This is a genomic window from Frederiksenia canicola (assembly GCF_011455495.1).
GTDB classification, from domain to species: domain Bacteria; phylum Pseudomonadota; class Gammaproteobacteria; order Enterobacterales; family Pasteurellaceae; genus Frederiksenia; species Frederiksenia canicola.
On record NZ_CP015029.1, the window covers coordinates 95,518 to 114,861 of the forward strand.

At 44.0% G+C, this 19,344-nt stretch carries 18 protein-coding genes; 7 read left to right on the forward strand and 11 right to left on the reverse strand.

Annotated elements, in window-relative coordinates; all coding sequences use genetic code 11:
* Positions 1–5: 5 nt before the first annotated feature.
* The 5 genes from fruK (at position 6) to A4G17_RS00475 (ending at position 5,880) form a co-directional block, all read left to right on the forward strand.
* Positions 6–953 (forward strand): 1-phosphofructokinase, encoded by a 948-nt coding sequence (gene fruK, locus A4G17_RS00455; protein ID WP_123955592.1) that lies wholly within the window; start codon positions 6–8, stop codon positions 951–953.
* Positions 954–1,033: 80 nt separating this feature from the next.
* A complete protein-coding gene (locus tag A4G17_RS00460; RefSeq protein ID WP_123955591.1) occupies positions 1,034–2,692 on the forward strand; it encodes a fructose-specific PTS transporter subunit EIIC in 1,659 nt (552 codons plus the stop codon).
* A 179-nt stretch (positions 2,693–2,871) separates the two neighbouring features.
* Complete coding sequence (locus A4G17_RS00465) at positions 2,872–4,461, forward strand: DNA recombination protein RmuC (protein ID WP_123955590.1); 1,590 nt, start codon at positions 2,872–2,874, stop codon at positions 4,459–4,461.
* The gene (locus A4G17_RS00470) at positions 4,445–5,008 is read left to right on the forward strand and encodes an anthranilate synthase component II (RefSeq protein WP_123955589.1); all 564 of its coding nucleotides are present in this window, start codon (positions 4,445–4,447) and stop codon (positions 5,006–5,008) included. Before A4G17_RS00465 ends, A4G17_RS00470 begins: the two co-directional genes overlap by 17 nt.
* 110 nt (positions 5,009–5,118) lie before the next feature.
* Positions 5,119–5,880 carry a hypothetical protein gene (locus tag A4G17_RS00475; RefSeq protein ID WP_123955588.1) on the forward strand — a complete coding sequence of 254 codons (762 nt, stop codon included), beginning with the start codon at positions 5,119–5,121 and terminating at the stop codon, positions 5,878–5,880.
* Between the two features lie 9 nt (positions 5,881–5,889).
* Here the strand turns inward: A4G17_RS00475 and A4G17_RS00480 are convergent, their stop codons facing one another.
* The 5 genes from A4G17_RS00480 to A4G17_RS00500 all read right to left on the reverse strand — a co-directional run bounded on the left by A4G17_RS00480 (position 5,890) and on the right by A4G17_RS00500 (position 10,504).
* Positions 5,890–6,648 carry a TPR domain-containing protein gene (locus tag A4G17_RS00480; RefSeq protein ID WP_123955587.1) on the reverse strand — a complete coding sequence of 253 codons (759 nt, stop codon included), beginning with the start codon at positions 6,646–6,648 and terminating at the stop codon, positions 5,890–5,892.
* Complete coding sequence (gene nrfF / locus A4G17_RS00485) at positions 6,645–7,040, reverse strand: heme lyase NrfEFG subunit NrfF (protein WP_123955586.1); 396 nt, start codon at positions 7,038–7,040, stop codon at positions 6,645–6,647. The genes A4G17_RS00480 and nrfF overlap by 4 nt, the downstream gene beginning before the upstream one ends.
* Complete coding sequence (locus A4G17_RS00490) at positions 7,037–7,573, reverse strand: redoxin family protein (protein WP_123955585.1); 537 nt, start codon at positions 7,571–7,573, stop codon at positions 7,037–7,039. The genes nrfF and A4G17_RS00490 overlap by 4 nt, the downstream gene beginning before the upstream one ends.
* A 12-nt stretch (positions 7,574–7,585) precedes the next feature.
* Positions 7,586–9,502: a heme lyase CcmF/NrfE family subunit gene (locus A4G17_RS00495; RefSeq protein WP_123955584.1), complete on the reverse strand. Its 1,917-nt coding sequence runs from the start codon at positions 9,500–9,502 to the stop codon at positions 7,586–7,588.
* 93 nt (positions 9,503–9,595) lie between these two features.
* Positions 9,596–10,504, reverse strand: a complete 909-nt coding sequence (locus A4G17_RS00500) for a LysO family transporter (protein WP_123955583.1) — start codon at positions 10,502–10,504, stop codon at positions 9,596–9,598.
* A 126-nt stretch (positions 10,505–10,630) separates the two neighbouring features.
* Between A4G17_RS00500 and dinB the strand changes: the two genes are divergently transcribed.
* Both dinB and htpX read left to right on the forward strand, forming a co-directional pair.
* Positions 10,631–11,701 (forward strand): DNA polymerase IV, encoded by a 1,071-nt coding sequence (gene dinB / locus A4G17_RS00505; protein ID WP_123955582.1) that lies wholly within the window; start codon positions 10,631–10,633, stop codon positions 11,699–11,701.
* 105 nt (positions 11,702–11,806) lie between these two features.
* Positions 11,807–12,661 carry a protease HtpX gene (gene htpX, locus A4G17_RS00510; RefSeq protein ID WP_165894276.1) on the forward strand — a complete coding sequence of 285 codons (855 nt, stop codon included), beginning with the start codon at positions 11,807–11,809 and terminating at the stop codon, positions 12,659–12,661.
* Between the two features lie 45 nt (positions 12,662–12,706).
* On the opposite strand, the gene A4G17_RS00515 is transcribed toward htpX, so the two are convergent.
* The 6 genes from A4G17_RS00515 to hflK all read right to left on the reverse strand — a co-directional run bounded on the left by A4G17_RS00515 (position 12,707) and on the right by hflK (position 19,242).
* Positions 12,707–13,753, reverse strand: coding sequence for an AI-2E family transporter (locus A4G17_RS00515; RefSeq protein ID WP_123955580.1), 1,047 nt, complete (start codon positions 13,751–13,753; stop codon positions 12,707–12,709).
* A gap of 63 nt (positions 13,754–13,816) precedes the next feature.
* Positions 13,817–14,185 carry a cytochrome b562 gene (locus A4G17_RS00520; RefSeq protein ID WP_123955579.1) on the reverse strand — a complete coding sequence of 123 codons (369 nt, stop codon included), beginning with the start codon at positions 14,183–14,185 and terminating at the stop codon, positions 13,817–13,819.
* Between the two features lie 68 nt (positions 14,186–14,253).
* Positions 14,254–15,471 carry a beta-ketoacyl-ACP synthase I gene (fabB, locus tag A4G17_RS00525; RefSeq protein ID WP_123955578.1) on the reverse strand — a complete coding sequence of 406 codons (1,218 nt, stop codon included), beginning with the start codon at positions 15,469–15,471 and terminating at the stop codon, positions 14,254–14,256.
* Between the two features lie 155 nt (positions 15,472–15,626).
* A complete protein-coding gene (gene purA / locus A4G17_RS00530) occupies positions 15,627–16,925 on the reverse strand; it encodes an adenylosuccinate synthase (protein ID WP_123955577.1) in 1,299 nt (432 codons plus the stop codon).
* A gap of 191 nt (positions 16,926–17,116) precedes the next feature.
* Positions 17,117–18,004: a protease modulator HflC gene (gene hflC, locus A4G17_RS00535; RefSeq protein WP_123955576.1), complete on the reverse strand. Its 888-nt coding sequence runs from the start codon at positions 18,002–18,004 to the stop codon at positions 17,117–17,119.
* A gap of 2 nt (positions 18,005–18,006) precedes the next feature.
* The gene (gene hflK, locus A4G17_RS00540; protein WP_123955575.1) at positions 18,007–19,242 is read right to left on the reverse strand and encodes an FtsH protease activity modulator HflK; all 1,236 of its coding nucleotides are present in this window, start codon (positions 19,240–19,242) and stop codon (positions 18,007–18,009) included.
* Positions 19,243–19,344 lie beyond the last annotated feature (102 nt).

Consider the following 19,344-nt stretch of genomic DNA (forward strand, 5'->3'; position numbering starts at 1 on the left):
TAGCAATGGCACAACAATTACGCATCGCCACCGTGACGCTCAACCCAGCCTTTGATTTGGTCGGGCGGCTCGCTCGGATTGAAATCGGTGAAGTGAACACAGTGGAAACGCTCGGCATTTATCCTGCGGGCAAGGGCATCAATGTCGCCAAAGTATTGGCAGATTTGGGCGTACATTTGAGCGTAACAGGCTTTTTAGGCGAGCAAAATCAAGGAGACTTTGTGCAAGCCTTCCAAAAGAATGGCTTAGACGATCAGTTTTATCGCATTGACGGCAAAACGCGGATCAACGTCAAAATCACCGAAACTGAAGCGGACGTAACGGATCTCAACTTTTTGGGTTTTGAGGTCTGTACAAACAGTTGGCGAAAATTCACTGCACTGTCTCAGCGTTGGCATACCCAGTTTGATTTAGTCGCTGTATGCGGCTCATTGCCTCGTGGTGTCACTCCTGAACAGTTCGCCGACTGGTTGCAATCCTTAAAAGATCAAGGTTTGAAAGTAGTACTCGACAGCAGCAACGCAGCACTCACTTACGGCTTAAAAGCACAGCCTTGGTTAGTAAAACCTAACCGCCGAGAACTTGAAGTTTGGGCGGGTCGCCCATTGGAAACGCTAGACGAGATCATCGCCGCCGCTCAACAATTACGAGAAAAAGGAATTGAAAATGTGATCGTCTCAATGGGGGAAAAAGGCTCGCTCTGGCTCAATAGCGAAGGCGTACTCCAAGCTCAGCCACCCCGTTGCGAGAATGTAGTCAGCACCGTAGGGGCTGGCGATTCTATGGTTGCGGGGTTGATCTACGGCCTCTCGCAAGGCTGGAACAAAGCGAACACCCTCAAATTCGCCAGTGCCATCTCCGCCCTTGCCGTTTCACAAAGTAATGTGGGCGTGAGTGATCGGGCGGCATTAGCACATATTTTGGATCACGTTCAGATCAAGATAATCGCTTGATTTCCAAAAGATTTGTAGGGCAAACCTGTATGTCCTTACACAAAACAATACCAAACAACCATTTTATATAGGAACCAACAATGAACATGTCATTTATCTTCCCAGCACAGCTTGGCAAAGCGAGAGCTTTCCTTGTGAATGAAGTGCTAACCGCCGCCGCCAAACAGCAAGGGCATCACGTCGTTGCCATTGAGCAAGCGGATTTTGTCGTGCTGTTTGATGAGCAAGTGCCAGCAAATGTGGTAGGTAAGCAAGGAGCGGTGGTGAGCCTTGAGCACGCCTTTACCCAGCCAGAAGCAGTGCTACAACAAGCGGTCAGTTCCAGCAAAACATTTGCAAATGCCACCACCGTGGCGGCGAGTAAAGACGCTGGCGTAAAAAATATCGTGGCGGTCACCGCTTGTCCAACAGGCGTGGCACACACCTTTATGTCTGCCGAAGCGATTGCCACTTACGCACAAACGCAGGGCTGGAACGTGAAAGTGGAAACCCGTGGGCAAGTGGGCGTGGGCAATTTGATCACGCCTGAAGAGGTGGCAGCGGCTGATTTAGTCTTCGTGGCAGCCGATATTGATGTAGATTTGAGCAAATTTGAAGGCAAGCCGATGTACCGCACGTCCACAGGTTTAGCCCTGAAGAAAACGGCTCAAGAGTTTGATAAAGCCTTCAAACAAGCCACTGTTTACACGGGCGGTAAGAGTGAAAGCAAAGCCGCAGTGGAAAACACGAAAGGCGAACGCAAAGGCATCTATAAGCACTTGATGACGGGCGTATCGCATATGTTGCCGCTGGTGGTAGCTGGTGGATTACTGATCGCCATGTCCTTTATGTTCGGTATTGAAGCCTTCAAAGACGATACTATCGCAGGTGGCTTACCGAAAGCCTTGATGGACATCGGTGGCGGTGCGGCGTTCCACTTGATGATTGCAGTCTTTGCGGGTTATGTGGCGTTCTCTATTGCCGATCGCCCAGGGTTAGCCGTTGGCTTGATTGGCGGTATGTTGGCAACGAACGCTGGTGCAGGGATTTTAGGTGGTATTATCGCGGGTTTTCTCGCTGGTTATGTGGTGAAATTTTTGAACGACAAAATCCAGCTCTCGCCAAGTCTCGCCTCACTTAAACCGATTTTGATTTTACCGCTATTTGGCAGCTTAATCGTTGGTTTGGCAATGGTTTATATCATCAACCCGCCTGTGGCAGCGATTATGGAATCCTTGTCGAGCTGGTTGAAATCCATGAGCGACATAAATGCAGTTGTACTTGGTATTATTTTAGGCGTAATGATGTGTACTGATATGGGCGGCCCCGTGAACAAAGCGGCGTACACCTTCTCGGTAGGCATGTTAGCATCAAGCGTAAATACCCCGATGGCTGCGGCAATGGCGGCTGGTATGGTGCCACCGATTGGCATGGCAATTGCCACTTGGATCGCTCGCAAAAAATTTACCACCAACCAACGTGACGCAGGAAAAGCATCGTTCGTGCTTGGTCTGTGCTTTATCTCTGAAGGGGCGTTGCCGTTCGTGGCGGCTGATCCAGTGCGTGTGATTGCCTCGTCGATCCTAGGCGGTGCAACCGCAGGTGCACTTTCACTTGGTCTAGGTATCAGCCTACAGGCTCCACATGGTGGTTTATTCGTCATTCCATTTGTGTCAGATCCGTTGCTTTACTTAGGCGTGATTGCCGTTGGCTCACTGGTGACTGGCGTATGTTATGCGATAATTAAACCGAAAGCGTAATAAAAATAGCAAGATGAACTCCTCCTTATAGTCAAGGCTGGTTATATACCAACAAGGCTGAATGTTCACCCATTCAGCCTTTTCATTCGCAAAAAATTCGGCGGAACTGACCGCTTGCACTTCTCTCACTGAGTTGAAATGTGTAAAATACCTATAATTTTTTACAGTATATTTAGACTATGGTTATTGAAGACATTTGGTTCTATGTGACGTTAGCAATATTGAGTTGCTTAGTTATTTTTCTGTTTTTTCTGCAATCAAAACATCAGCAAAATTGGCAGCACGTTCAGCACAGATATGAACAACTTTCTGCAGAAAACAGGCAAATTGAACAATTTGCCATTCAACAGCAAACTCGAGCGGAATCGACTTTAGAGCGGTTAAATGAACGTGATTCCACCATTGCTCAACTACAGCAAAAGATCACACTCGCAGAAAATCAAGAAAACCAGTTAGAAGGTTACATCAATGAGTTGAAAGAACGAGTAGGTGCGGCTCAGGCAAAAGCCGAGAGTTTAGATGAGCAGCTGCACACTAAAAATAACCAGTTGAATTTAAAAGAAAAAGAAAATCAAACGCTACAACAACAGCTTTCTAAAGTGCAACAAGATGTTGCGGAACTTCGCACGACTCTTGCGGAAAAACAGGCAAATTTTGAGCAGCAACAGCAGAATTTTGTTGAGGTTCGCCAGCAACTCAATGTGGAATTTCAACATTTAGCTCAACAAATTTTGGACGAGAAAAGCAAATCCTTTGCTCAAACCAATCAATCGGCATTGGATTTATTGCTAAAACCGTTCAAAGAACAGATTGAAGGGTTCCAAAAGCGGGTGAATGAAGTCCATTCAGAAGCGATTAAAGGCAATGCCAACTTAGAAGCTGAAATTAAACGCGTACTGGAGATTGGCTTATCGATGTCACAAGAAGCACAAAATCTGACTACTGCCCTAAAAGGTAACAATAAAGTCGCAGGTAACTGGGGCGAAATTCAGTTAGAAAGTGCGTTGCAAATGGCGGGATTGCTAGCTGGTGACCACTATGTTGCACAAGAAAGCTATCGTGATGATGAGGGTAAACGCTTTGCACCTGATTTTGTGGTGAAACTTCCTGACCAAAAACATTTGATTTTAGACAGTAAAGTCTCTCTATTAGCCTATGATCAAGCGGTCAGATCCGATGAACATTTTGCAATTCAAAAAGCGCTTGATGAACACTGCCGATCATTAAAAACCCATATTGATGGGCTGTCTAAGAAAAATTATAGCCGTCTAATAGGCATTAAAAGTCCTGATTTTGTATTGATGTTTATCCCGATTGAACCTGCCTATATTGAGGCGATGAAACACGATCCACAACTGTTCAATTACGGCTATGAACGCAATGTGATTATGGTCTCGCATACCACACTAATGCCAATTTTACGCACCGTGGCGAACCTATGGCGAATTGAGCGAGGCCATGCAGAAGCCAGAGAAATCAGTGAAAAAGCGGGCGATATTTACAACCAAGTTTGTATGATAGCCGAACGGCTGGCAAAATTGGGCAGTACACTGAGTACCGCAAGCAACCAATATAATCAAACGGTCACCGCCTTAGTTGGACGCCAAGGGCTAGTTGGTAAAGTAGAACGGTTCCAGCAACTATCAAATAAAGCAAGCCAAGTACTCCCGCGAGTGGAACTGCTTGAAACCGATTGGGATACGAACCGTTTACAATTGATTGCCGAAAAACCAACAGAACAGGAGCAACAAGATGTTACTGCTGATTGATAATCACGATTCCTTTACTTTCAATTTAGTCGATTTACTGCGGAAAATCGGTGTGAAAACGGAAGTAATATCCGTTGAGAATTTAGATCTTGATGCCGTAGAAAACTTCAGCCACATTATGATTTCCCCGGGGCCGGATGTACCGAGAGCTTACCCACAACTGTTTGAAATGTTGGAACGTTATCATCAAACCAAATCTATTTTGGGGGTTTGCTTAGGGCATCAAACCATTTGCGAATTTTTTGGTGGGGAATTATATAATTTGAACAATGTTCGCCATGGACAACAACGTTTACTCACCCAAACGAGTGCTAACCCACTGTTTGATGCACTGCCTCAAACCTTTAATATCGGGCTTTATCATTCATGGGCCATTTCGCAAAACTCTCTGCTGAACACCCCGCTTGTTGCCACCGCATTTTGTGATCAAAATGTGCTAATGGCAGTGAAACATCCGTCTTTACGCATTTATGGCGTACAATTTCACCCTGAATCCTTTATTACTGAATATGGAGAACAAATCCTGCGAAATTGGCTAAAAAATTAACAATACGTCTATCTTTTTATCACTTAACTTTATTTCTTAAACAGATCGTACCAGCCAACAAATAAAAATAATTACAATTGCCGCCCCAATTTTTTATAGAAGGAGCTGCGATGTTAAAAAATGTTGGAAATATGATTATTTCTTCCGTCTCGATGGCATTTATGGTCATTCTCAGTTGGTCTATTGCCTATGCATATGAATGGGGACGATCTTATTATTATGGCTATCCATGGTGGTATGTAGAAATTAATACAGGAAATATTGCTCGAAGTATTGGCTATGTCTTATTTGCAACACTCACGTTATTACTCTTTTCTGTTTTCAGTCTATTTCTTGTTCGTAAAATTAAACCCTTTCTCAATAAGTTCTACTTAAATCTATTCAGAGCCTTTGTGCTTAGTGCCATTTTATGGCTACCTATTGTTATGAGCAGTTTTATTTTAATTGGTAAACTGCACTCTTCATTCATTATTAGTTATGCCATTCTCGTGATTGTTTTCACCGTTATCTTTAAAGAATATATTGAAGATGCTCTTGAAAACTATTTTGAAAATGCAAATTACCGCACGATTACTCGTTATTTAAACCGTATGCAAAACTATATTATGATTTTTTTATATAGTTATTTTGTGCTTATTGCATTCTTGCTTGGTTACGCTAAACCCCATTTTACTTATCACTTTGATATGCTCGAAGTCAATCACAAAATGTATTATGTGTTAGCGAAATATGATGACGCCATTATTTTGTCGAAAGATGTGAAACAAGATCGCGAAAACTTTTATATTTATCGCACTAGCACAAGTAAATTAGCCCATTTAAAAGTGAATTTACCTCTTGGCATTCAGCAGCATTGTTATTTGGATCATTAACGCAATCGTTTACTTATCCAATGCTCGGCTCATTTGCTCTGCCATTTTAATACTTTGAATAATCTCACGGCGATCAATAGCTTGGTTCTCTCCGTCTAAAACTTGCAACCAATACTCACGAGCCTGCTGTGGATTGTTATTCAAAAATGCATCGGAGGCGAGTAGCAGTAAACTAGAGCTCTCTTTCGGATCAAGCTGCAAAGCTTCGTCAATCCACGCTTTCGCTTGGGGAGAGAGCATCTGTTTATTGCGATAATACTCGGCAGTTGCCATCGCTCCGATTACCGCGGCTTTTCGCCCGAGTACCCTCAAGGCGTTGTTGTAGCAAATCATAGCCGCATCAAAATCGTTATTCAGTGAATAGGCTTGCCCTAACTCAAACCATAAATCACCATTGTTGGCGTTTTGGCGGAGCTGATTTTGCAGATTGATAATGTAGCGATCGTTGCGTTGCTCACTACTTTCTTCGGCTTTCTGTTCCAAAAATGACTGTAATGCTTGCTCGCCTTGTTGCACTTGTTGATAACGCCCCGTCTGCCAATAAAATGCGGAGCCCGCTGCCAGCACTGCCGCCAACAATAAACTGCCTGCAACAAGCGGTCGTTTTAGCGAAACATTTTGCACATGATGTTTTGCCAATAGCTCCTGCTCAAAGGCTTGTCGGTCTGCGGTTTCCGAAAGAAACTCCTCCCGCTCGGGATCTGCAAAATTGTCGGCAAATCTGACCGCTTGCTGATAGAAATAGGCGTTTAATTGTTCTCGTTTCATCGTTTTTTCCTTGCTACACGCCAGCCAATCGCCGCCAACAACACCGCCAACAACCCAAACGGCAAGCCCCACAGCAGCCACGTGTGCGGATTCACTGGCGGTTGATAATTGACGAAATCACCAAAACGAGTGGTCATCATCTGCACAATTTCCTCGTTGCTTTTGCCTTGATTGACCATTTCATACACCTCCAACCGCAGCTTGTAGGCTTGGGTCGCATTCGACTCGACCAAATTCTGATTTTGGCATTGCGGGCAACGCAAGGATCTCGCCAACGCCACCGCCCGTACCCGCTCCGCATCAGAGTGAAATTGGAACGTATCAACCATTTCCGCTTGAGCCGACATCGCAAAAAATAGCCCTAAAATGACCGCTTGTTTGACAAGTTTCATCGTATTTCCTTTCGTAGATCATCTAAACGAAATTTAAAATCTTGGATAAGATTTGGATTGTAACCTTTTTGTTGATAACGAATAATACCTTTATGATCAACTAGATAGGTTGTCGGGGCAGAATTAATTTTCAGTGTCTGTGTCAAAAAATCGTGCTGTGCATCGTCAATTATCAGCTCAAACGGATTGCCCCATTTTTTCAATGCTGCACGAGCATCATCGGGTTTATCCACATAAGTCAGCCCGACAATTTTTACGCCTTTTGCTTTTAATTCAAGCAATTGCGGAAACTCTTTAATGCACCAAGTACACCAGCTCGCCCATACATTCACAATAAACGGCTCTTTCGGCAAACTTTGTTTACTTAAGGTAACGTGAGCATCCAACAAATTCCGCCCGCTAAATTCTGGAAACGGCTTGCCCCGCCAATCTTCGCTCGGCGAAACCGCATCAGGATTTTTCAACTGCATCACCAAGAAAAACACCACGGCTAAAAGCACCGTAAGCGGTAAAAAAAGTAAGGCTTTCTTCATTTTTGCTCCAGTTTATTCACGATGATTAACCTTTTTGCGTCTATGTCCAACCACTGCCAACAGGGCGGCGAAGACCATTACAATGCCGCCAAGCCATAAGGCTCGGATGTAAGGTTTATAGTGAAGACGAAAGGCGTATTCGTGGCGGGCGAGTTTGTCGCCCATTACGATGTAAATATCGTCCAAGCCGTTGTGTGCCAAACCGACTTCCGCCATCGTCATTGTGCGGACATCATAATAACGGCGTTCAGGGTGAAGGGTGTCGATAAGGCGATCTTGCTCATCATACAAATGAAAAGTGGCTCGCTCAGCCGTATAGTTCTGCCCAATTTCGTGGTCGAATGCGGCATATTCAAACCAAAATCCTGCCAATTCGGCTCGCTCGCTCGGCTTCATTCGCACGCCAACTTCATCGCCATAATAGCTGTTCATCATCGCCCCGATCACACAAACAGCAAAGCCAATATGGGCGAGCCGCATTGCAAGCGGTCGGATTTGCCACATAAATTTGCGATAAGGCAAATGGGTGAGAATGATCCACACCGCAAAGCTGATGAACACCGTTGGCAGCCACTGAATTTGATAGGCGGTGCTGCGTTCAAGGGTATGCAGCACAATGGCGAAGCTTACCCCCACCGCAATCGGCAACCACGCTAACTGCCCTAATATTTTCTTCCGTGGCAACTGTTTCCAACGTAACACCACGGCAAAGCCCATCAAGCTCAACAATAGCAACCCCAACGGGGTGAATACGAAGTTGAAATAAGGTGCCCCGACAGAAATTGAACCCCATTCCATGGCGGAGAAAATCATTGGGTAAAAAGTGCCAAGCACGACCACGCAACATGCCAACACAAATAAGCCGTTGATGAATAAAAAAGCGGTCTCTTTGGAAAACAAGCGGAAACGTACCTCACCAGCCCATAAATTCACACGCAGGGCAAACAAGGCCAAGGCGATAAAACTTAGGCTGAAGAATAACATCAGCAAGGCAATGCCTCGATCAGCATCCACCGCAAAGGCGTGAACGGAGGTCAGCACGCCCGAACGGACGATAAATGTGCCGAGCAAACTCAACGCAAAAGCAAAAATGGCGAGTAAGATCGTCCAGTAATTAAAAATACCCCGCTGTTCACTCACAATCAGACTATGTAGCAACGCCGTGCCAAGCAGCCAAGGCATTAGGGACGCATTTTCCACAGGGTCCCAAAACCACCAACCGCCCCAGCCGAGTTCGTAATATGCCCACCACGCACCAAGCATAATGCCTGCAGTGAGAAAGCCCCAAGCGATCATCGTCCAAGGGCGAATCCAGCGGGCAATCGCATAATCAAACACGCCACCGAGCAGCATTGCAACCGTCATCGCAAAGCTCACCGCAAATCCAACATAACCTAAATAAAGCAACGGTGGGTGAAAAATCAGCCCAATATCTTGCAACATCGGGTTAAGATCTCGCCCTTCAGGAGGGGCAGGAAAAGCTCGCTCAAAGGGGTTCGACACCCACGCAATAAACAAAGCGAAGCCGAAAATCGTTAAGGAAAGCACCGCAAGGGTTCGGTTGGCAAACAAGCGGTCAGTTCCGCGAGAAAAAATGCAAAAAACGCCTGTCCACAAAGCAAGAGCGGCAAGCCAAAACAGCATTGATCCTTCGTGCCCGCCCCAGGTGGCGGCAAACTTGAAAAAAGGAGGAAGCTGGCTATTGGAATGAGCGGCGACATAGCTCACGCTAAAATCGTCTTGAATAAAGGCATTAGCAAGCACCCCAAATGCCCCGAGTGCGAGCAGCGTTTGAACGGCGGTTAAAAAAGGATTGAGCGATAGCCATTTCGGCTGTTGCACCACTTCGCCCCACAGCGAAACCAGTACTTGTATTGCTGAAGTTCCCACAAGTAAAATCAAACAAAAATAGCCGAGCTCAACCCACATTTTCAATCCATAAAATTGTAAAAAACTCAGCTATTCTAACCGCTTGTCAGAGACAAAAAAAGCCACTCCGTAAATAGATAGTGTTTTCTTGTTTTAACTCAATCCGATGAAAAATGCTAATAAAACAGGTACCGCTAAATTGATGATAAACCCAAAACTAATCGCTAACGGCACGACTTGAATTCCACCCGATTTTTGGATAATCGGCAAAGTACAATCCAGGGAGGTAGCACCGCCTAAACTGACCGCGGTGGAAGGAAACATTCGCATAAAAAATGGAATAGAAAACAAGCAGAAAATCTCACGAGAAAGATCGTTAAAAAAGGCAATACTGCCGTAAACGGCTCCCCACGCATCATTAAGCAGCACACTCGATAAAGAATACCAACCAAAGCCCGAAGCCAAAGCAAGCGAGCGAATCATCGGTAAATCAAGTAAATAGCTGCAAACTACGCCCCCAAAGAGACCGCTTGCCATAAAGATGAGAGACACAATAATCCCCCGTTTATTCAAAAAAACGTCTCGGATTGGAATCCCACTGTTGCGAAGCTGTACACCAACACAAAAAATCATCACCACTAACACATACGTACTTGTATGCAATGGAAAATTCAGCGTTCCTTTGATCACATAGCCGAACAGCCCCCCCGCAAAAACAGTGACGCATAACAATAATGAGTCAAGTAACATTTTCCAGCGAGACATCGGCTTATTTTCTGCACAAATTTGACGTTTCATTGGATAGAGCTTGTCATATATCATCAAAAAGCTAATGTTACACAGATGCAAAATCACACTCATTCCTAATGCGATAGAGCCAATTTGCGGTAGCTTTTCCGTGAGATCATCCAACTGACCGATTGCGATCCCCATTGCAAACAAGATCAAATAAAGGCAATAAGTCACAATACGGTTATTCCACAGTAAAATCTTTTGATTTGAAAGACGAAATAAATAGCCTAAAAATAGCGGCACAAACGCAATCATCAATCCATAAAGCATAATTTCTCCTTTTTTCATTAAGGCGAAATTTTAACAACAAACCAACGCAAATAAACTGTTTTTATATACAGTAAAATATGTTATTCTCTTCAATACAAGCGGTCAGTTCCTAAGAAAGTTTTGCAAATGGCAACACAGCAAAAAATCATTCATATTGATATGGATTGTTTCTACGCAGCAGTTGAGATGCGGGAAAATCCAGCTCTAAAAGGCAAACCTGTGGCAGTGGGCGGCAGTCCATCGCAACGGGGGGTGCTGACGACTTGCAATTACGAAGCCCGCAAATTCGGTTTGCACAGTGCAATGCCAACTGCTCAAGCGTTAAAACGCTGCCCCCACTTGATTTTATTACCTGTTAATATGCCGTTATACAAAAGTGTGTCGGCTCAAATTCATCAAATTTTCCGCCGTTATACCGACATCATCGAACCCCTTTCGTTAGACGAAGCCTATTTAGATGTGAGCGAGTGTACGCACTGTTTTGGTTCAGCCACTTGGATTGCCGAAGAAATTCGTCAAGCAATTTGGAATGAACTGCATTTAACTGCCTCTGCAGGTGTAGCACCGCTGAAATTTCTTGCCAAAATCGCCTCTGATCAACATAAACCAAACGGGCAATTTGTGATTTCCCCTGAAAAAGTGACCGCTTTTATTGCTGATTTACCACTCAAAAAAATTCCAGGGGTGGGTAAAGTAACCAATGAGAAGCTCAAACAGCTTGGTTTTGAAACCTGTGGCGATCTGCAACAAGCGGACAAATCACAGATTTTTCAGCAATTCGGCAAATTTGGACTGCGACTGTGGGATTTTGCACACGGTCTGGATCCGAGAAAAGTCGAAGTCAATCGTCCACGCAAGTCGTTAGCCGTTGAAAATACCTTACTCAAAGATATTAGCGAATTAAGCGATGCCGAAATTGTTGTACAAGAACAGTTTCAAAAATTGCTGTTTCGCCTGCAACGTAACTGGGGCGATACCCCACTCAAAGCGTTTAAAAAAGTGGGGATTAAGCTCAAATTTGACGATTTCAGCCAAACTACCCTAGAACGCAACGGCGAAGGCTTGAAAATCGGCTGTTTTCTCGCGTTGCTCGAACAAATTTGGATACGTAGAAATGGGCGAAAAGTACGACTTATTGGACTAAATGTTCACTTTCCCGAGAAAAAAGTGACAAAACAGTTAAATTTATGGGAATAATTTGTCAAAGCTATTGTCGAAGTCTTGAAATTTGGTAAATTGTCGCCACTTTATTCACCGTTTTTTTAACACAACATTTTTATTTCTATCTTAGGAGAATAACCTATTATGATGCGAATTGTCCTTTTCCTTGCGACTAACTTTGCAGTGATGTTCGTCTTGGGAATTATTTTGAGCGTAACCGGCATTGCCGGCAATAGTACTGGCGGCATTTTGATTATGTCGTTGCTATTTGGTTTTGCTGGCTCATTGATTTCACTCTTTTTATCCAAAACGATGGCATTGCGTTCAGTAGGGGCAGAAATTATCACTGAACCACGCAATCATGCAGAGCGTTGGCTAGTGGAAACCGTTAAACGCCAATCACAACAAGCCGGTATTCCAATGCCAGATGTGGCAATTTACCACTCGGCTGACGTAAATGCCTTTGCAACCGGTGCGACGAAAAATAACTCGTTAGTTGCGGTAAGTACTGGCTTACTCAATACCATGACCCAAGATGAAGCCGAAGCAGTAGTCGCTCACGAAGTGGCCCACATTGCCAACGGCGATATGGTCACGATGACGTTATTACAAGGCGTGCTGAATACCTTTGTGATTTTCTTATCTCGAATGATTGCAACGGCCGTTTCGAGCACCCGTAATGATAACGGCGGAGAAAGCCAGAGTTCTGGCATTTACTTCCTAGTGTCAATGGTGTTGGAAATATTATTTGGTGTGTTGGCAACCATTATTGCGATGTGGTTCTCTCGCTACCGTGAGTTCCGTGCTGATGAAGGTTCAGCAAACTTAGTCGGTAAAGAGAAAATGATTGCTGCATTACAACGCCTACAGCGTGTTCACCAGCCAGAAGAAATGCAAGGTTCACTGGCAGCCTTTATGATCAACGGTCCACGCAAAGAACTCTTTATGAGTCACCCGCCGTTAGAAAAACGTATTGAAGCGTTACGTAATCTTTAATCCAAACAAAAAAAATCAGGGCAATGCCCTGATTTTTTTATCCAACTACACCAATTTTTCTTCTGGTACATCACCAAGTAACAGTGCATACCGTACCGTTCTCGGGCTAGACTCCAATGCAATTTTTAACGCCATGGTAAGTGGCACTGACAGTAACATTCCAACGGTACCTAAAATCCATCCCCAAAAGAGTAACGACAAGAACACCACCAAGGTCGAAAGCCCTAAGGTTCTCCCCATCATTTTCGGTTCAAGCACATTGCCGATTACCATATTGATTCCAATCACCCCAATTGCGACACCAAAACCGACTGAAAATCCATTGAGCAGCAACGCTTGAACAATGATTGGCACACTGGCTAGAATGGAACCGATGTTTGGAATATAGTTTAACAAGAAACTCAATGTGGCCCACAATACCGCATATTGCACACCTGTTACTTCAAGTAACAGCCAAACGCAAAACCCTGTTATCAAACTGGTAATTGTCTTAACACCTAAATAGCTAATGACCCCTTGTAAAACTCGGTTTAGCTGCATTTCTGTGCTATGAATTTCGCTTTTATTTGGGCTTAAAATCATCGCAAAACGATGCTTAGCCGTTGGGGCTTCCAACAGCATAAATACCACCACCAAAATCAGCACAAAAGTGTCTGTGACTACACCCGAGAAACTCAATAATAAATTACTGACTAAATTCATAATTCGACCTGGATCGAAATTATTTGTGACTAAATCCTGTGGAATAGGAATTTGCCATTTATCCAAATAATGCAAGATCAACGCCATTCGCTGACCAAGTAAAACTTTATACGTTGGAATTGAAGCCGTAAATTCTTTTACCGTACTGTTAATCAGACCAACGAGAAAAAATGATCCGACCATAAAAAGCCCAAAAAGCAACGTAATCGCTAGCCATAACGGTATTTTCCGACCTGTCATGAATTTAATTAGCGGTGAGCAGATAATGGCAATAAACAGCGACAGCAAAAATGGAATAACTATTTCAGCGGCTAGCTTCACACCTGCTAAAATAATCACTATTGCTGCCATCGTCACCAAAATACGTGCAATCGAAGGAGATTGTTGCATAAGATTCCTTATACAAGCGGTCAGATTTGCAAAAAATTTTGCAGATCTGATCGCTTGTAAACATTATTTATACTCGGCGTGATAGCTTGCTTTCATTTTATTGAGCTTACTCACCGTGGTTTTTGCTTCATCTAACTTGCCAGCTGCAGCAAGTTCCTTGGCTTGTTCTACCACATCAATCACATCTTGCATACCCGCTTGGTAGCCTTTGAATTTTTCTTGGTCTTCATCGAGGCTCATAGGCATCGTTTGCTGGGCTTTTTTCGCCGCAACTAAAAAGTTTTCCGCACCTTGTTGGAATTTTTCAGCCGACTCTGCACGCAATAACGTCCCCATTTCACGCTGCATTTGAAACATTTCCATCATGACATTCGCCGTTGAGATGGTGGAAAAAGCCAGTAATAAAACAGAAAATAAAGCTTTAATTTTCATAGAGTTACTCCATTTCACAAAGACAAAAAAACGTGGAACGACCCGCCCCACGTTCAAATAAAAATCAATTAACCGTTATATTTTTGAAACACTAAACATGCGTTAGTTCCGCCAAAACCAAAGCTGTTTGACATCACTGTGGTTAAGGCTTTGTCTTGACGTTCGGTAACGATATTTAAGCCCTCAGCTTGCTCGTCTAAAGTTTCAATGTTGATGCTTGGTGCAATGAAATCATTATCTAACATCAATAATGAGTAGATCGCCTCATGTCCACCTGCTGCGCCCAATGAGTGTCCCGTCATTGATTTAGTTGATGAAATCGCTGGAGATTTATCACCAAACACTTCACGAATCGCACCAAGTTCTTTCACATCGCCCACTGGCGTTGATGTGCCGTGTACGTTGATATATTCAACTTCGCCATTTACGGTGGCAAGGGCTTGCTTCATACAACGCACCGCACCTTCACCGCTTGGAGCCACCATATCGTAGCCATCAGAGGTTGCTCCATAACCCACGATTTCTGCATAGATTTTCGCACCACGTTTTAGTGCATGTTCAAGTTCTTCAACCACGACCACCGCACCGCCACCTGCGATAACAAAGCCATCACGGTTAGCATCATAAGCACGGCTTGCTTTAGTTGGTGTGTCGTTATATTTGGTTGAAACCGCTCCCATCGCATCAAATTCGGTTGCACATTCCCAAGAAAGTTCTTCCGCTCCGCCAGCGAAAACCACATCTTGTTTACCCAATTGGATCAACTCCATTGCGTGACCGATACAGTGAGCAGAAGTCGCACAAGCAGAACTGATTGAGTAGTTTACTCCACGAATTTTATATGGCGTTGCTAAACAGGCAGAAACACTTGACGCCATGGTTTTGGTCACCGCATAAGGACCAACCCCTTTTACACCACGTGGACCACGCACTGCATCACAAGCAATGAGTTGGCTACGAGCCGATCCTGTTCCTGCTCCAATGACTAAACCTGTACGATCATTTGAGACTTGATCTTCGCTTAACCCCGAATCTTCAATTGCTTCTTTCATTGAAAGATAGGCATAGGCTGCTGCATCACCCATAAAGCGGTAAATTTTACGATCAATCAATTCCGCGGGATTTAACTTGATTGTTCCTGCAATTTGGCTACGCATACCCATTTCTTTGAATTCTGGCATAAACTCAATACCTGATTTGCCTTCACGTAGCGAAGCCAATACTTCTTCTTTATTATTCCCGATGCTTGAGATAATACCTAAACCGGTGATCACAACTCTTTTCATTCTTTTCCTCTGAATCTAGATTAAAAACGGGGACATTCTACACGCTTTCAAGCCAAGCCTGAACCGCTAAATGCAAGCAAGCGGTCAGATCCGAGCTGTTTTTTACCCATTTTGATGAATAAAACGCACCTTTTCGATGCGTTTGACTTATTTAATTACGCGGCGAATGGATCACGCAAGATCATCGTTTCAACACGATCTGGACCCGTTGAAAGAATATCGACAGGTACGCCCAGTACTTCTTCCACACGTTTGATGTAGTTGATCGCATTTTGCGGTAAATCTTCCATTTTGGTCACACGGAAGGTATTTTCTGACCAACCTGGTAAGGTTTCGTAAATTGGCTCAACACCCTCCCAGTCTGCCGCCGCCATTGGGGCGTATTTCACAATTTCGCCGTTTGGCATTTTGTATGCGACACAGATTTTTAACTCATCAAAGCCATCTAATACGTCTAATTTGGTCATACAGAAGCCTGAAATTGAGTTGATTTGAATCGCTCGGCGAACCGCTACTGCATCAAACCAACCACAACGGCGTGGACGCCCAGTTACCGCCCCAAATTCGTTACCTTTGCGGGCGATTTCAGCCCCTACTTCGTCGAATAATTCTGTGGTGAATGGACCTGAGCCGACACGAGTACAGTAGGCTTTGATGATACCTAACACATAGTCCAAGTTCCGTGGACCAAAGCCAGAACCTGTCGCCACACCACCTGCGGTAGTGTTGGAACTGGTGACGAATGGGTAAGTACCATGGTCGATGTCTAACATCGTACCTTGTGCTCCCTCGAATAAAATGTTGTCACCCTTTTCACGAGCGTTGTGCAACATTGTGGTGATGTCAGCAACCATACCAGTAATAATGTCGGCTACGGCAAATACTTCATCTAACGTTTTTTGGAAATCAACCGGATCCGCTTTGTAATAGTGAACTAATTGGAAGTTGTAATAATCCAAAATGTTTTTCAATTTTTCCGCAAAGGCTTCTCGATTGAATAAATCGCTAACACGTAAGCCACGACGAGCGACTTTGTCTTCGTAAGCAGGGCCGATACCACGCCCCGTTGTACCGATTTTATTTTTACCGAGAGCCATTTCACGTGCATGATCCATCGCTACGTGGTAAGGTAAAATCAACGGGCAAGCTTCAGAGATTTTCAAACGCTCACGTACGTTGATACCACGAGACTCCAACTCGCCCATTTCTTGCATTAATGCCACAGGTGAAAGCACCACACCGTTACCGATTAAGCAGGTCACGTTATCACGCAAAATGCCAGACGGAATTAAACGGAGAACCGTTTTCTCGCCGTTGATAATTAACGTATGTCCTGCGTTATGTCCGCCCTGATAACGCACGACATATTTCACGCGATCGGTTAAGAGATCAACTATTTTGCCTTTCCCTTCGTCACCCCATTGTGCCCCAAGGATCGCTACACTTTTACCCATAATAAAATGCCTCTTGTTTGAAAATGTTGGTCATTTGCAAAATATTTGCGGAAAATGACCACTTGTCAGATTAGGTAGAGTGGATCAAGACCCACCCAATAATTAACGTACGAATGGTAGGTCAAACCCACCCTACGAAGATAGCGTAAATTCAAGATAAAAAGACCCGATTACTCGGGTCTTGGATACAACTATTTTGTTGGTGCTTGCATAAAGCGGAAGAATTGACTGTCCGGTTTAAGTAGCATCATATTATTTTTGCCTTCGGCGAAGCTCTCTTCATAGGCTTTTAGACTACGAATAAAGCGATAAAACTCTGGCTCTTGGTTAAAAGCATCGGCGTAGATTTTCGCTGCTTGAGCATCACCTTGACCCTTTAATTCCTCGGAAGTTTTATTTGCATTGGCTAAAATTAGGACCACTTTTCTATCGACATCTGCACGAATAAATTCGGCCTTTTCTTCGCCTTGGGAACGGTGTTCACGAGCCACCGCAGCACGTTCAGCTTGCATCCGTTGGTAGATAGAAGAAGACACTTCGTTCGGTAAGTTGATCTGCTTCACTCGTACATCGACCACTTCGATACCCAGTTTTTCTGCACCATCTTCGCCTGCATTCAAGGCTTTTTGCGCACCTGCCATCAATTCGCCACGAGAGCCTGACACGATGTCTTTAATGGTGCGAGAACCGATTTCAGAACGCAAACGGTCGTTGACTTTACGGCGTAACAAATCAGAGGCTTTTTGATAATCTCCACCCGTTGCGGTGTAAAATTGACCAAAATCACTGATTTTCCATTTCACATAGGAATCTACCAACAAGTCTTTTTTCTCAACAGTGACGAAGCGGTCTTCTTGACCATCGAGCGTTTGAATACGGGCACTTAAGGTTTTCAGCTGATCAATCATTGGCACTTTGAAGTGCAAACCTGGCTCATAAACCACCACTTTATTGTCTGCGTCACGATGCACTTTATTAAAACGTAACATTATGCCACGTTGCCCTTCTTGCACTACGATAATCGACTGAAACAGGACAAACGCCACCACAGCTAAAATTGGAAATAACAGTTTACGCATTGTTAAAATCTCCCTTTACGTGCTGGCACGACAACTTCTTCGACAACATTTGTTGAACCATTTGTAATGGTTGGAACAGATTGTGTTGGCTGTTGATAAACTGGCACGGTAACTCTTGGTTGCTCCGTAACAAGCGGTTGGTTTGATGGATTATTTTGCAAAAGTTTGTCTATTGGCAACACAGTCAAGTTATTGCTATTTGCCCCGTCCATCATCACTTTTGGCGTGTTTTTCATCACTTTTTCCATCGTTTGAATATACAAACGCTCACGCATAATTTCAGGTGCTGCTTTGTATTCAGGAAGAAGTTTGATGAAACGTTCTACTTCCCCTTGTGCATTTAATACCACTTGCTCTTTATAGGCATTAGCTTGCTCTAAAATACGTTGTGCTTGACCACGAGCAATTGGCTCTTGACCACGGGCATAGGCTTCCGCCTCACGAATTAAACGCTGTTCGTCTTCTTGAGCTTTAATCGCATCATCAAATGCCGCTTTCACCTCTTCTGGTGGGCGAGCATACTGGAAGTTCACGTCTGTTACTAATAACCCCATATCGTAGGTTTTAATAATATCCCGCAACGCACTCCACGTTTTTTCACGCACAACGGCACGTCCTGTAGTTAAAATATCGTCCATCGTCATATGACCGATCACATAGCGTAAAGCACTATCTGTTGCTTGTTTCAGGCTTTCGTCGGGTTTGCTCACGTTAAACAGATATTTAGCTGGATCTTCTACACGATATTGTACTGTCATCTCAACACGAACCATGTTTTCATCTTTGGTTAGCATCGAACCACTAGTATTGAGTTCCGAAATCCGCTCAATATTCACAGGGATCACACTATCAATAAACGTTGGTTTCCAGTTCAAGCCCGGTTGAACAATATCATTCAATTTCCCAAAGCGTGTCACCACTCCACGCTCTGCTTCTTGTACGGTATAAAAACCAGAAGCACCCCATACAATAGCACCTAACACAAGGGCAACTGGCAGTAGTTTATTTATTGGAAACGAAGGCGAATTACGGTTAGAACTTGAACCATTTCCCTTGTTTCCACCACCCATTTTTTTGAGCAAATTATTAAAAATTTCTTCTAGATCAGGCGGTTGCTGATCATTTTGTTTATGCTTAGGCTCTTGCTCTGAATTTGATGAGCCTTGTTGCTGTTCAGGCTTTTTCTGCCCAGGTCTACCCCAAGGATCTTGCTGATTGCCTGATTCATTCCACGACATAATTCTCTCCAAGAAAATCTATTTACGCATCTTTTTTACAAAAAAATACAAGCGTTTGATTGTACCGATTTAGTTGAGTTTTGCCTAGTCAATCATTACAAT